This is a genomic window from Peribacillus sp. FSL E2-0159, assembly GCF_038643155.1.
In the GTDB taxonomy this organism is placed as follows: Bacteria; Bacillota; Bacilli; order Bacillales; family DSM-1321; genus Peribacillus; species Peribacillus simplex.
The window spans coordinates 1,840,688-1,855,290 of record NZ_CP152053.1 but is presented as its reverse complement, the minus strand read 5'-3'; the positions used below and the strand labels follow the sequence as shown (position 1 = coordinate 1,855,290).

12 protein-coding genes are annotated in these 14,603 nt (G+C 41.5%); 1 reads left to right on the top strand and 11 read right to left on the bottom strand.

The genetic code is table 11. From position 1 onward, the window contains the following. Nucleotides 1-21: 21 nt before the first annotated feature. The 5 genes from mutS to tdh form a co-directional block, all read right to left on the bottom strand. A complete protein-coding gene (gene mutS / locus NYE63_RS09215) occupies nt 22-2,652 on the bottom strand; it encodes a DNA mismatch repair protein MutS (protein WP_342604883.1) in 2,631 nt (876 codons plus the stop codon). 272 nt (nt 2,653-2,924) lie between these two features. Further along, a complete protein-coding gene (locus NYE63_RS09210; protein ID WP_057278378.1) occupies nt 2,925-3,464 on the bottom strand; it encodes an outer spore coat protein CotE in 540 nt (179 codons plus the stop codon). Between the two features lie 212 nt (nt 3,465-3,676). Beyond that, entirely contained in the window at nt 3,677-4,105 is a 429-nt protein-coding gene (locus NYE63_RS09205; protein ID WP_063231802.1) for a RicAFT regulatory complex protein RicA family protein, read from the bottom strand. 1 nt (nt 4,106) lies between these two features. Beyond that, nucleotides 4,107-5,651, bottom strand: a complete 1,545-nt coding sequence (gene miaB / locus NYE63_RS09200) for a tRNA (N6-isopentenyl adenosine(37)-C2)-methylthiotransferase MiaB (RefSeq protein WP_141992140.1) — start codon at nt 5,649-5,651, stop codon at nt 4,107-4,109. Between the two features lie 343 nt (nt 5,652-5,994). After that, nucleotides 5,995-7,035 (bottom strand): L-threonine 3-dehydrogenase, encoded by a 1,041-nt coding sequence (gene tdh, locus NYE63_RS09195; protein WP_342605715.1) that lies wholly within the window; start codon nt 7,033-7,035, stop codon nt 5,995-5,997. Between the two features lie 402 nt (nt 7,036-7,437). On the opposite strand from tdh, the gene NYE63_RS09190 reads away from it, so the two are divergent. Then, on the top strand, nt 7,438-7,560 hold the full coding sequence (locus tag NYE63_RS09190; RefSeq protein WP_342604882.1) for a hypothetical protein: 123 nt from the start codon (nt 7,438-7,440) through the stop codon (nt 7,558-7,560). An 86-nt stretch (nt 7,561-7,646) separates the two neighbouring features. Here NYE63_RS09190 and NYE63_RS09185 read toward each other — a convergent pair whose 3' ends face one another. From NYE63_RS09185 to rny, 6 genes are all read right to left on the bottom strand, one after another. Further along, the gene (locus NYE63_RS09185) at nt 7,647-8,513 is read right to left on the bottom strand and encodes a 2-oxoacid:ferredoxin oxidoreductase subunit beta (protein WP_342604881.1); all 867 of its coding nucleotides are present in this window, start codon (nt 8,511-8,513) and stop codon (nt 7,647-7,649) included. Next, the gene (locus NYE63_RS09180) at nt 8,500-10,257 is read right to left on the bottom strand and encodes a 2-oxoacid:acceptor oxidoreductase subunit alpha (RefSeq protein ID WP_342604880.1); all 1,758 of its coding nucleotides are present in this window, start codon (nt 10,255-10,257) and stop codon (nt 8,500-8,502) included. The genes NYE63_RS09185 and NYE63_RS09180 overlap by 14 nt, the downstream gene beginning before the upstream one ends. 217 nt (nt 10,258-10,474) lie before the next feature. Beyond that, the gene (locus NYE63_RS09175) at nt 10,475-11,410 is read right to left on the bottom strand and encodes a dipeptidase (protein ID WP_342604879.1); all 936 of its coding nucleotides are present in this window, start codon (nt 11,408-11,410) and stop codon (nt 10,475-10,477) included. A 134-nt stretch (nt 11,411-11,544) separates the two neighbouring features. Next, nucleotides 11,545-11,805, bottom strand: a complete 261-nt coding sequence (gene spoVS, locus NYE63_RS09170; RefSeq protein ID WP_029281188.1) for a stage V sporulation protein SpoVS — start codon at nt 11,803-11,805, stop codon at nt 11,545-11,547. A 174-nt stretch (nt 11,806-11,979) separates the two neighbouring features. Next, nucleotides 11,980-12,777 carry a TIGR00282 family metallophosphoesterase gene (locus NYE63_RS09165; RefSeq protein WP_342604878.1) on the bottom strand — a complete coding sequence of 266 codons (798 nt, stop codon included), beginning with the start codon at nt 12,775-12,777 and terminating at the stop codon, nt 11,980-11,982. A 152-nt stretch (nt 12,778-12,929) separates the two neighbouring features. Continuing rightward, the gene (rny, locus tag NYE63_RS09160; protein ID WP_063231807.1) at nt 12,930-14,489 is read right to left on the bottom strand and encodes a ribonuclease Y; all 1,560 of its coding nucleotides are present in this window, start codon (nt 14,487-14,489) and stop codon (nt 12,930-12,932) included. Nucleotides 14,490-14,603: the final 114 nt, after the last annotated feature.

Genomic DNA, 14,603 nt, shown 5'->3' with positions numbered 1-14,603 from the left:
TTTATCGCCTCGCTTTAATTCTCATTTAAGTTTCTTTTGTAATTTATAAAGGGTATTCATTGCCTCAAGCGGCGTCATTTCAAGGATATCCAGAGATTTTATGTCATCCAGCACCTTTTTTTCCTTAGGAGAAGAATTCACTCTACCTTTAGGAGACTCTTCCCCAAAGAAGGACAGCTGTGCCTCATTGTCGGATGCTACCGGTGCGGCTTCGGCAATAGGTGCTTTTACAGCAGCAGCCGGCTGTAGTTCAGGCAACGCCTTTGCCTGTCCATTTTCATTCTCTAGCTGCGCTAAAATAGCGGCCGCCCGATCTATTAACTGCTCCGGTAAATCCGCTAGCTTAGCCACATGAATTCCATAGCTTTTATCTGCTGGCCCTTCTTTAATTTTATGAAGGAAAACGACATTTCCATTTTGCTCAATGGCACTGACATGGATATTTTTTAATTTTGGCAGTTCCGCTGCCAAAACAGTCAATTCGTGATAATGAGTCGAAAAGAGAGTCTTTGCCCCAATTTCCTCATGAATATATTCAATGATGGCCTGAGCAAGCGCCATTCCATCATAAGTTGATGTTCCTCGACCAATTTCATCAAATAATATCAAACTGTTTTCTGTCGCATTCATGATGGCATTTCTTGCTTCAAGCATCTCGACCATGAATGTACTTTGACCGGAAATCAAATCATCAGCCGCGCCAATCCTAGTAAATACCTTATCAAAAATAGGCAATTCAGCTATACTTGCGGACACGAAGCATCCAATTTGCGCTAGAATCGATGTCAGCGCAATTTGACGCATATACGTACTTTTACCCGACATATTGGGCCCTGTGATCAAGAGTAACTCCCGGTCTCCATCCATAAAGCAGTCATTGGGGACATACTCCTGTGATTGAAGGACTTTCTCGACCACTGGATGCCTGCCTTCCTTCAGGACGATTCTTCGATCATCAGAAAAGACAGGCTTCACGTAATGGCGTTCTTCGCTAATCGTCGCAAAGCACTGCAGGACATCCAGTTCACTGACGCCTTTAGCTAAATCCTGTAAGCGCGGGATATAGCTTTTGACCTCTTCACGAAGATTGAGGAATAGGTCATACTCCAAACTGATGCTTTTTTCTTCTGCTTGTAAAATCAAAGCTTCCTTTTCTTTCAATTCAGGTGTGATATATCGTTCGGCATTCGTTAAAGTTTGCTTCCGTTCATAACGGCCTTCTTCAAGCAGATGTAAATTGGCTCGTGTGACTTCAATGTAATAGCCAAATACACGATTATATCCGATTTTCAATGATTTGATCCCGGTGCGTTCCCGCTCTTCGCGTTCAAGCTGTGCAATCCAGGTTTTCCCGTTTCTGCTGGCATCCCTGTATGTATCCAGCTCCTTATGGAAACCGTCCTGAATGATATTCCCTTCCTTCACGGACAATGGCGGGTTTTCTACAAGCGCCGTTTCAAGCAAATCCGTCACTTCTTCGCAAGGATCCAATTTATCGGCCAGAATTGAAATATCCTGATTGGAAGCCATTGACTTCACGATTTCACGAATGATCGGCACCTGTTGTAATGAACGTTTCAGTTGAATCATGTCCCGAGCGTTTACATTCCCGAAGGCCACCCTTCCGGCAAGCCGCTCCAAGTCGTACACTTCCTTCAGGCGTTCACGTAAGTCCTGCCGTTCGAAGTATTGATTTTTCAGGGTTTCAACAAGGCTTTGTCTCCGCTCGATCTGTTTTTTATTAATGAGCGGTCTATCAATCCATTGTTTCAACATCCTTCCGCCCATGGCTGTTTTTGTTTCATCAAGCAGCCATAATAATGAGCCTTTTTTACCTTTGGAACGAATGGTTTCAGTTAATTCCAAATTGCGTTTGCTATAATAATCAATTTTCATATATTGTGATGTTTCATATGCAAGCACTGGCTGTAAATGATCTAGGCTGCGTTTTTGGGTACGGTATAGATAATTCAATAAACGTGAGGTCGTTGTCATCAGTTTCTGGTCTTTTAACGGATGAAGCAATGCAACGAATGACTCGCTTTGAACCAAATTACTCTCTAGGGATAGAGCGGCAGCGCCCCGTTCTTGCAGCTTTTTTTTCCATTCTTCATTGAAATCCTCGGAAATGACCACTTCGCTCGCACCAAGGATGGCAAATTCATTCAGGACTTCCTCGAAACTCTCAATCAAAGTGACCTTATTTTCACCTGTCGATAAATCATTGTATCCAAAGCCAAACTGACCATCCGTGAAATAAGAGATGGTGGCAATATAATTATTTTCCTTTTCACGAAGACCCTTACTATCCATTTTCGTTCCCGGAGTAATCAGCTGGACAACTTCCCTGCGTACCACACCTTTGGCTTGCTTCGGATCTTCGGTTTGTTCACAAATAGCTACTTTAAAACCTTTTTCTATTAATATATCAATATAATTAGCAGCCGAGTGATACGGAATGCCGCACATAGGAATTCGCTCTTCACTACCGCCTTCTCGGCTCGTTAATGTGATTTCGAGCTCTTGTGATGCATTCAGTGCATCGTCAAAAAACATTTCATAAAAATCGCCTAAACGAAAAAATAAAAAGGCATCCTGATACTCTGCCTTAATTTTTAAATATTGCTGTATCATCGGAGTATATCCAGCCATTCCTTCAAAACCTTTCCAAACTAAAATCTATTACACATTTATGTCCTTCATTATAACATACGGGAAAGCAACATTGCCTGTATTCGAAATTGCATGGTAAATCAATTATCCTTTAAATTGTGAGCTAGCTGTATCTGCAAAGCCATACGCACGGATATAGTAACATTACATTCCTATTTTTTGCTCTTTGCCAGTCCTTCAAGAGACTTGTCCCGCTTCAAATTAAATAAAACCGGATGAAGGGAATGTCATCCGGTATTAATTTCTATATTCTATTCGTCTTCGAATTCATCAAGGAAATCCGGATCTAAATCTTCGAAATCCTCATCATCGAAATCAGAGCCCCAGTCATCCTCACAGCGGCCATCTGGACTTACAGCGACACAAATTTTCGTTTCGCCGACGACTTCCACAAAGAATTCCCTTTCCACATGGACAATGATTTTTTGTCCACATGGGGAGATGCAAGCTTCTAAACAATTCGGCTGTTGGACAGCTTTTGCAGCGATTTCATGGTCATCAAGATAATCGGGATCACGGTATTTCAGCGAAATAACGTCGGTATATTGCACTTTTTCAGTTACAACTTCCGTCTTCGAATTATGGTTATAAGAATACCAAACGTTGATTTCGTAGCTGCCGTGAATTTCTACCTTTTTGCCGACTTTCTTTGCATCGTATTTATGGTTGATGATCCAACAACCTAGAATGCTAGAAGGATGATGAGCCGGGCAAATGGTGTGAGAGGACTTTGTGAACTTACGTCCTTTTGCCACCACCGCTTTAGTAATTATCTCTCTATATTGTGACATGCTAGCGAACCCTCCTCATACAGTTTCCATTCATCCTATGCGTGGTAAAAGTCTATTGTGCGTAGAATTTTAATTGTTTGAAAACTGCTGTAATGTTTTAAACCTAGGTTATTTTATGCGCATGTTTTGGGATATGTGTCACGAATGGGCACTGTATAAGGATTTACGCATAGTAAAAAGCCCTTCTGAAATCAGAAGGGCTTTTTTTATATTCATGAACAGCTTCCGCCGCCTGCTTGTACTTGTGAACCTGTTTCACCGCGAAGGATGTCTCCTTCAGTCGATTCAATAATCAGGTCCGTCACCTTATTTGAAACTTGTGATGAGACCATTTGTAAAAGATCATTTACATCCACTTGGGATTGTTTGAATTCTTGCACGATCGGAAGTTCATCCAATTGTTTTTCCAGTGCATCAATTTTGGCCTGAACTTGACTGTATGCTTTCTCTTTGCCGTAATGCTGGAAGTTTACAGCCTGTTTTTGCAAACTCTTGATGCTGGCGATCATTTCACGGATTTTTTGGTTTTCATTGATGTGAGCTTCTGCCCGTTTAAAGAAATCGACTTCTTCCGTGCTGGCGATCATTTCAGCAAGCTCGGCCGCCTTGTTCAGAATGTCATCTTTAGTATATTTAGTCATATTACTCCACCTCAATCGCCGTTGCTTCTTCAACCATATCCCCATTTAATGACCATGTTTTCGTTCCGGTGATTTTCACTTTTACGATTTGGCCAATAGCGGATTTTGGTCCTTTGAAGTTCACGAGCTTATTTTTCGTTGTATAACCTGCTAATACTTCCGCATTCTTCTTGCTTTCGCCTTCAACGAGCACTTCAACAATCTGTCCATCATACTCTTTCATTTTCAATGCGCACGTTTCATTGACAAGGGCATTCAAGCGTTGCAGACGTTCCTTTTTCACTTCCATCGGTACATTATCCTGCATTTTCGCAGCCGGTGTCCCCTCACGTGGTGAATAGATGTAAGTATATGCTGCATCGAAACCAACTTCACGGTATAAAGACATCGTTTCTTCAAAGTGCTCTTCCGTTTCATTAGGATAGCCTACAATGATGTCAGTGGTTAACGATGCACTTGGGATAGCTTCCTTGATCTTTTTTACTAGCTCTAAATATTGTTCGCGTGTATATTTACGGGCCATGATTTTAAGTGTGTCCGTACTTCCCGATTGAACTGGAAGATGGATATGGTCAACGAGATTTCCGCCTTTAGCCAGTACTTCAATCAAGTGATCATCAAAATCACGGGGATGGCTTGTCGTAAAACGAATACGCGGAATGTCGATTTTGCGGATTTCATCCATCAAATCGCCGAAACGATATTCTATATCCGTAAAATCTTTACCGTAAGCATTCACATTCTGTCCAAGCAAGGTTATTTCCTTGTAACCCTGTGCCGCTAAATGACGGACTTCTTGGATGATATCTTCAGGCCTGCGGCTTCTTTCTTTCCCTCTTGTGTAAGGTACGATGCAGTATGTACAAAACTTATCGCAGCCATACATGATATTGACCCATGCCTTCGTTTTTCCTTTACGCACTTTCGGAAGGTTCTCGATTACATCACCTTCTTTAGACCAAACCTCAATGACCATTTCCTTGGAAAGATAAGCTTCATTAAGAATTTGCGGCAGCCGGTGGATATTATGCGTTCCGAATATCATATCTACAAAATGGTGCTTCTCTAGAATCCGCTTTACAACTGACTCCTCTTGTGACATACAACCGCAAACCCCAAGCAATAGATCCGGCTTTTCCAATTTCAATGATTTTAAATGCCCCAATTCACCGAACACTTTATTCTCTGCGTTTTCCCGAATCGCACAAGTGTTAAGTAAAATGACGTTAGCATCATCCACCGTGTCTGTCGGCTGATAACCAAGTGCCATAAAGATGCCCGCCATGACTTCTGTATCATGTTCGTTCATTTGACAGCCGTAAGTACGAATGTAAAACTTTTTACCTTCTCCCATTCCACGGAAACCTTCAGGAATTGCAAAGTCATCATGATATTCTACTTCTTCTTTTCCTCGCTTTTTCGCATCTTTTAAGGAAGGCGGAATATAAACGGCTTGAAAATACTTACTGAAGTCCTTCTCGGATTTTTTGTCCGCTGGATTCTCAGCCTGTACTTGTTGTGATTCTAATCGTTGTTTCTCGTTCATAGTTAATCTCCTTTCAAAATAGTTAGTTTATTTCTTTCACCAACTATTTCAAGACCTATCTTCAAATGGATTTATACGGATTCCTTATTAAGAATTACCAGTAAATATTAGCTATTAAGTGTGATATATCCACATTATCATAGTATAAAGCTTTTAACAGCAAGAAACAATCATTCTGTCGTGGCTTCTTTAATTGTAAGAAATTTTTCACAAACACCGGAAAATAAGAACATGAAATAAGAGGCTATGACGAAATTAGCCTCTTCTTATCATTTTTGGATGACGCCTTCCTCTTTCAAGATTTTTCAAATGCAGACAATGCAATTTCCACCTTTTCAAATGTTTAAGGTATAAGGAGAACCTTACCACACTGACCTTTGATCATCAGTTCAAATCCCTTTTCAAAATCACTAAGTGAAAACCGGTGGGTAATCATTGGTTTTACATCAACCTTGCCACTTTCAAGCAGACTTGAAACCTGCTGCCAGGTTGAAAACATCTTCCTTCCAGTAATCCCTTGGACAGTAAGACCCTTAAATACTATATCCTCTGTTATATTAAGCGTGACGGGCTTGGTAGGCAGACTTAGTATTGATATTCTTCCACCATTCGTCGCCATCTTAAACCCTTGTTGGATAGCTGCAGGATTACCGCTCATTTCGCAAACAACATCCACCCCATCCGCATTTGTGAGGCTTTTCGTGATTTCCAATGGATTCTGTTTAATTGAATGAATGACGTCTGTAGCACCCATCTTTTTAGCAAGCTGAAGTCGATAATCATTAATATCAAGAGCGATTACTTTATCAGCACCAGCGGCCTTTGCTACAGCAATCGCCATAAGCCCAATTGGACCACAGCCGATTATTGCCACCGTTTTACCCAGAACCTCGCCAGCTAGCACTGAATGGACTGCATTACCCATCGGTTCTTGGATGGTAGCTATATCGAGTGGCATATCACTTGGATTTTTCCATAAATTTTTGGCTGGCAGAGCTATATACTCTGCAAAGCATCCTTGTTTATCAACACCGATAATGTTTGTTTTTTTACAAATATGGAATTGCCCGGTTAAGCATTGCCTGCATGTACCGCAAACTATATGTGTCTCGGCAGATACACAATCACCAACCGAAACATTGCTGACACTTGCACCTACTTCGATTACTTCCCCAGCAAATTCGTGCCCAAATACGTATGGTGGACTCACTCTTCCCTGTGACCATTCATCCCAGGTGAAAATATGAATATCCGTTCCGCAGATCGAGGTCATTTTCACTCGAATCAAGACCTCTTCATCACGAATATCCGGTATATCGACAACTTGTAATTGTGCCCCATAACCTCGGTGGTGTTTAACGACTGCTTTCATTTTACCTCTCAACATGTACATTCCCCCTGAAATAGGGCTGTTCTTTTTCCTCTACCTTAATATGTAAAGATATGAAAAATCAATCACAAAAATACCATAATCGCTTTTGTACCGGCCTTTTCACATAAATAATGATGATTTTGGGGCATTCGTACATTTTGTTAAATGGGTCATATATCTATAGCATCTTGTCCGGTCTTGAATAAGATATCTTGTAGAACAATATAATTGAAGGAGTGACTTATATGTCATGTGGATGTAATAGGCGTGACCACGATCGGGATCGGGATCGGGATCGGGATCGGGATCGGGATCGGGATCGGGACAGAAATAACGATAGAATCGCAGACGATTTTTGTCGTGCTGTGAGGGGCTGTAATAGACGCGATCGGGACCGCGATCGGGACCGCGACCGTGACCGTGATCGTGATCGGGACCGCGATCGGGACCGCCATCACAATTGTTGTTGTCGTAGAAGGAATCGTTGCAATTTCTTCGGCTTTTGATGCAATAACGGTTGGTGGTAAGCTAATTTAGAGAGTATAATGATTCTCACAACATGAGTTTTCAAATAAATCACAAAAAAGGTTCACCCCATGTTTAGGGGTGAACCTTTTAATTTTTTACATAAATTCAGCAACAAGCTTATCAAAGTGTGCTTGATCCAATGTCAGATCTGATTTATTTAACGCTTTTTCAGCATACCCTGGCACTAATTCCTGGTACGAAGGGCGTGAAGAGTCTTGATAAATAATCCCTGTCACAAGGCTGTCATGTTGCATCAAAGTCTGCATGGCCTGTTCTTTATTTGATGAATCATAGCCTTCAATCGTGCTCAATTTAGTTAAGTTTTGTTTAAACCAATCATACGTATTGATCTTATTGTATGTTACGCAAGGAGAGAAAACATTGATAAAGGAGAACCCTTTATGGTTTATCCCGGCTTCAATGATTGCCGTCAGGTCTTTCAAGTCAGTGGAAAAGCTTTGGGCGACAAACGTAGCGCCAGCTGATAATGCTAATTCCATCGGCGAAACAGCCTGTTCTATTGATCCTTCTGGAGTGGATTTCGTTTTAAATCCAGCAGCGGATCTAGGAGAAGTCTGGCCTTTTGTCAATCCATAAATTTGGTTATCCATGACAATATACGTAATGTCGATATTACGGCGGATCGCATGGATGGTGTGTCCCATCCCGATTGCAAAACCATCTCCGTCACCGCCTGAAGCTATAACGGTCAATTCACGGTTGGCCATTTTAACTCCTTGTGCAATTGGCAGTGAGCGGCCATGGATGCCGTGGAAACCATATGACTTGATGTAGCCGGATATACGCCCTGAACAGCCGATACCGGAAACAACGGCCAAATTCTCCGGCTCCAATCCTACATTGGCTGCCGCACGCTGCATGGCAGCCTGAACGGAGAAATCTCCGCAGCCAGGACACCAGTTAGGTTTTACATCATTCCGAAACTCTTTAAACGTTGCCATATTCGAACATCTCCTTGCATTGTGTGTGAATTTCATGCGGGAGGAATGGGTTGCCATCATATTTTAGGATGCTTTTAATTTTATTAACATGTCCGACATTCATCTTGATAATATTAGCCAATTGTCCAGTCGCATTATTTTCAATAACTACTACTTTCTTAGCACTTTGCACCAATGATAGGACTTCATCAGCTGGGAAAGGATGAATCAAACGGATTTGTGCATGATTCACTTTCATTCCATCCGTTTCTAACCGGCCGATCGCTTCATCAATCGTCCCGCGTGTTGAGTTAAAGCCAAGAATTAATAAATCCGCTTCTTCATGCGGTGTGTTTTTGTATACTGGTGTTTGGAATGTGTTAGTTAAATTATTCAGCTTACGCATCCGTTTATCCATTTGCAATTTACGATTCAAAGCCGTCTCAGAAGGTCTGCCCGTTTCATCATGTTCAACACCTGTAACATGGTGAATTCCATTTTTCATACCAGGCACTACACGTGGTGAGACTCCGTCTTCCGTTACTTCATAACGCTTGAAGTAAGATTTGTTTTCAGCCTCTTCGATTTCAAAGTCAACCAATTTTCCGCGTCTTATCTCCACTTTGCCGTAATCAAGCGGCTGAACCGTTTGTTTACCCAATGATAGCTGTAAGTCGGATAAAACGATAACTGGACATTGATATTCCTCTGCAAGGTTGAATGCTTCCGCTGTATCATAAAAAGCTTCCTCAACAGTACTTGGAGCCATGACGATTTTAGGTATTTCACCATGTGTACCATAAATCATGGCCATTAAATCGGATTGCTCCTGTTTTGTAGGAAGTCCCGTAGATGGACCGCCACGTTGAGTATCGACGATGACAATTGGCGTTTCGGTAATGCCCGCTAAACCAATCGCTTCCATTTTCAAGGAAAGTCCAGGTCCAGCTGAAGCTGTGATTGCACGTACTCCGCCATAGTTTGCACCGATCGCCATTGTAGCCGCCGCGATTTCATCTTCAGTCTGTATGACCGTCCCGCCAAATTGAGGAAGTTTTTTAATTAAGTATTCCATAATTTCCGAGGCCGGAGTAATCGGGTAAGCTGCCATGAAGCGGCAACCGCCTGCAACTGCGCCTAAAGCGATGGCATCGTTTCCGATCATGAACATTCGTTTTTGGCCGTCTGCCTTTTCCAGCTCCATTGTGCCAAGTTTTTCTCCAAGCATCACTTCCATTGCCTTATAGCCAGCAGTAATGGCATCCATATTCTTCTTAACGATTTCTTCACCTTTACGGCCGAATATTTCATCAACCACATCGTTGAATACGGAAATTTCCATACCTAGAACAGCACATGTTGCACCGATGGCGACCATATTTTTCATTAATGATGTTCCTAATTCGGCTGCTATTTCGGTAAATGGAACAATATATAATTCCGCCTTTGTATCTTCTGGGCAGACAGGTTTGAATTTTGCATCTGCGATTATGATGCCACCTTCATGTAATTCTTTATAATTGACGTCAATTGTTTCTTGGTCAAAAGCAACTAAGATGTCTAAATCATCAGAGATAGCACGAGTTTCCGTAGTACTTACACGAATTTTGTTATTCGTGTGTCCACCCTTGATTCGGGATGAGAAATGACGGTAGCCATACAAGTAATAACCTAAGCGATTGAGGGCAATACAGAATATTTCTCCTGTACTTTCAATACCTTCACCTTGTTGTCCGCCAACTTTCCATGAAAGTTGATTGATCATGTCTTACACTCCTTTAGGACGTTCGTATATAAATGCATTTAACCGCACCTCTCTTTAGAACATTAAACTATGTATAATTAATCGTTCTAATTTAGGAAAGGTGTACTAAACGCTTTCAATTCTATCGGTTAAATCATTAAATTGCAACCTTTTTGCTTTTATTTTTTATATTTTCAGAATATTTATTCATATCTATATAGTAAGAATTGAAAATCACTTAAGATATTTCCTTTTCAAGCGGAAAATCACGAGTGAAATTATCAAAAAGGAGGCCTTTTACAAACTCACTTGAATAAAGCCTGTTCAGTTCATTGATTAAGTTATGATAATCCTTATATGACATTAAATTTTCTACCATATGATCGATTCCATCGAAGTCAGACCCTAATCCAATTTGTCTTTCCCCGCCCAAACTGCATATATGCTCTATATGTTTCAAGATATCCTTTATCGTAGCCGAATCATCATTTGCCAGAAATTGCGGGACAAAGGTTACGCCGATCACCCCATTTTTCTGCAATAGGGCTTTTATCTGGGTGTCTTTTAAATTTCGCGGATGCGGACAAAGATGATAAGCATTCGAATGAGAAGCGATTGGGAATTTCGCCAACTTTAGGGCGTCCCAAAATCCAGATTCGGACAAATGGGATAAATCACACCAAATCGACTTCTCATTCAATAGCGAGACTACCTCCGTTCCGAATCCTGTCAAGCCGCCCCCTCTTGTTTCTAATGCCCCATCCGCTACCAAGTTAGCGTAATTCCAAGTTAGACCTACGGAGGACACTCCAAGATGAATAAGGGTTTTCAGTTTCAACAAATCATTCCCAATGCAATCGCACCCCTCCAAAGTTAGCATTGCACCGATTTCCTTTTCTTTTAATGACTCGATGTCTGCCTTGGTCTTTATAAATTTCATTTCCGGCTCTGATAAAATCTTTTCACGAAAAATATCCACCATCGCCAAAGCCGCTTGAAATCTCATATCAGGGTGGACTTTTTCAGGAATATATATTGCAAAACATTGGACTTTTCCCCCTTCATCCAATAAACCCCGCTTTGTTATATGTAATTTATCACTATTCGTAAAAGAAATATCCGGATCGATGAACATCTTCATCAGCACATCACAATGTGCATCAAAAATCTCCAAAGTAATCCCCCTTCCTGTACCTTTTTTATGATTATATATTCCATTATAAAGGGACACTGGTCTTTCGTCATTTGGATTTCACGACAAAAAAGAGCCTGCTCGCCATCCGACAAACAGGACATCCAAACATGGAATTATCTTGGCTCAATGATTAGTTTTATTGCCGTTCTCTCTTCGCCATCAATAAGTATATCTGTAAAGGCAGGAATACAAATCAAGTCAACTCCACTAGGTGCGACAAACCCTCTTGCGATTGCTACTGCCTTGACGGCTTGATTTAACGCACCTGCACCGATTGCTTGAATTTCGGCTGCTCCTCTTTCCCTGAGCACTCCCGCTAGTGCGCCTGCTACAGAATTAGGATTAGATTTTGCTGAAACTTTTAATATTTCCATTCCTAGTCCTCCTTGTTTTCCCTGCCGATTCTAACTTGGCTCAATAGTTATAACACTTTCCACTGCTACTATATTCATCAAGTAAAACTTGTATGACAAAGAAAACTGGGATTGTACACCATTTATTAGTAAATGGAAAAACGGATGGCCAGTTTGACTGTCCATCCGTTCGAATCAATGATAAAAGGGATGATCTTCGTTAATCAATATCCTTTCTATTTTTTTAGCCTTGCCAGTTTTATCATCAATTTCAAGGAGAACCCCACTTAATAGGGTCCGCCCCTCTTTTGGCACTTCGAAACGAACAGGAAAGCTAGTTAGGAACCGATGGATGACTGCCCCTCTTTCCATACCAAGAATGCCATCATATGGTCCTGTCATGCCTACATCTGATATGTAAGCGGTGCCTGCAGGTAATATACGGTTATCGGCTGTCTGGACGTGTGTGTGTGTACCGACAACGGCTGTAACCTTCCCATCCAGGAACCACCCCATAGCTTGCTTTTCACTTGTAGCTTCTCCATGAAAATCGACAAAGATGATCGGTGTCTTTTTTCGAGCCTCCGCCACGAGTTCTTCCGCCTTTTTGAACGGACAATCCAAATCAGGCATGAACGTTCTCGCTTGCAAATTGATGATCGCTATTTCATGCTGGTTCAATTTTAAAAATTTCATTCCTTCTCCAGGTGCCCCGTCTGGAAAGTTTGCAGGACGGACGAGATATTTCGCTTCATCAATAAAATTGAAAATATCACGATTATCCCATGTATGGTTTCCCATGGTCACCGCCTGCGCTCCCCATTCTAAAAAACTGCGGTAAATCTTTTCAGTAATTCCCCGGCCACTTGCTGCATTCTCGCCATTGATGACCGTGATATGCGGACGATACTTTTCTTTTAACTTAGGAAGGTATTCTTGGATCATGTCACGACCAGGAGATCCCACTACATCTCCAATAAATAGCAATTTCATTGTAAAATCCTTTCTAGATTCACCTAATAATATGAATTATTCAAGTATGTATTGTAACATAATTTGGGGTAATTATAGGAATTACGCTTAACGACTAATATCGGAAATAGAAAAAACGAAGTGGTTTGCACCACTTCGTCTTTCATTAACCATTATTTGGCGTATTCGACTGCTCTTGTTTCACGGATGACCGTGACTTTTATATGACCTGGGTAATCGAGCTCTTCTTCAATCCTTTTCCGGATATCACGTGCGAGTCGATGGGCCGAAAGATCATCGATCTGTTCTGGTTTCACTAGAATCCGCACTTCTCGTCCGGCTTGAATCGCAAAGGATTTTTCCACTCCATCATAGGATTCGGAAATTTCCTCAAGTTTTTCAAGTCTTCTAATGTAATTTTCAAGCGTTTCACTTCTAGCTCCCGGTCTTGCAGCTGATAATGCATCAGCGGCAGCCACAAGCACTGAAATGATGGAAGTTGGTTCCGTATCGCCATGATGTGAAGCGATGCTATTAATGACAGTTGGATGCTCTTTATATTTGGTGGCTAATTCAACGCCAATTTCGACGTGACTGCCTTCCACTTCATGATCAATCGCTTTCCCAATATCATGCAATAAACCTGCACGGCGGGCAAGAACTTCATCCTCACCAAGCTCAGCGGCCAGTAAACCTGAAAGCTGGGCCACTTCAATTGAATGTTTAAGTACGTTTTGCCCATAACTGGTACGGAACTTCAAACGCCCTAGTATTTTGATGAGATCTGGATGGAGACCGTGAACTCCAACTTCAAAAGTTGTTTGTTCACCAATTTCACGAATATGTTCATCTACCTCACGTCTTGCTTTGTCAACCATTTCTTCAATACGAGCCGGATGGATCCGTCCGTCCTGAACAAGTTTCTCAAGAGCCAAGCGTGCCGTTTCCCGTCTAATTGGATCGAATCCAGATAAAATGACAGCTTCAGGAGTATCATCAATAATAAGGTCAATACCTGTTAGCGTTTCTAACGTCCGGATATTTCGTCCTTCACGTCCGATTATCCGTCCTTTCATTTCATCGTTTGGAAGATTTACTACAGAAACGGTGGTTTCTGCAACATGATCAGCCGCACAACGCTGAATGGCAAGAGAAAGGACTTCTTTTGCTTTTTTATCAGCTTCTTCTTTGGCACGGGTATCACTTTCTTTAATCATAAGCGCAACATCGTGAGCCAGCTCGTTTTCCATTCGGTCTATAATGATTGCTTTAGCTTCTTCACGAGTTAAACCGGAAACACGTTCAAGCTCTGTTTGCTGCTTACGAACCGTCTCGTCCACTTTGCTTTCCATCTCTTCAATATGCTGTTGTCTTTGGTTTAGAGAATCTTCTTTTTTCTCCAAAAGGCTTTCACGTTTGTCTAACGTTTCATCCTTGCGGTCCAGATTCTCTTCTCTTTGCAATAACCGATTTTCTTGTTTTTGTAATTCGTTCCTTCTTTCACGGGCTTCCCGATCCGAATCGGCACGAACTTTATGAATTTCATCTTTTGCTTCCAACAAGGCTTCTTTCTTAAGTGCTTCCGCTTCACGTTTTGCATCCTCAAGGATGTGTTCTGCAGAGCCCTTTGCCCCTGCTATTTTACTCTCAAATTTTGATTTGTGAATAAAATAACCAACAACTGCACCGACGATTAGGCCAAGCAAAGTGAAGATGATTGTCATGGGTTCCATCGTTTCACCTCCCCTTGCTATGAACTTTTTACATAAAATGTTGAACTGTCGGCAAGTACATTGCACATAAATTCAATATACAGCACTTAATTTTCAAAATTTTAGTTTGAAAAA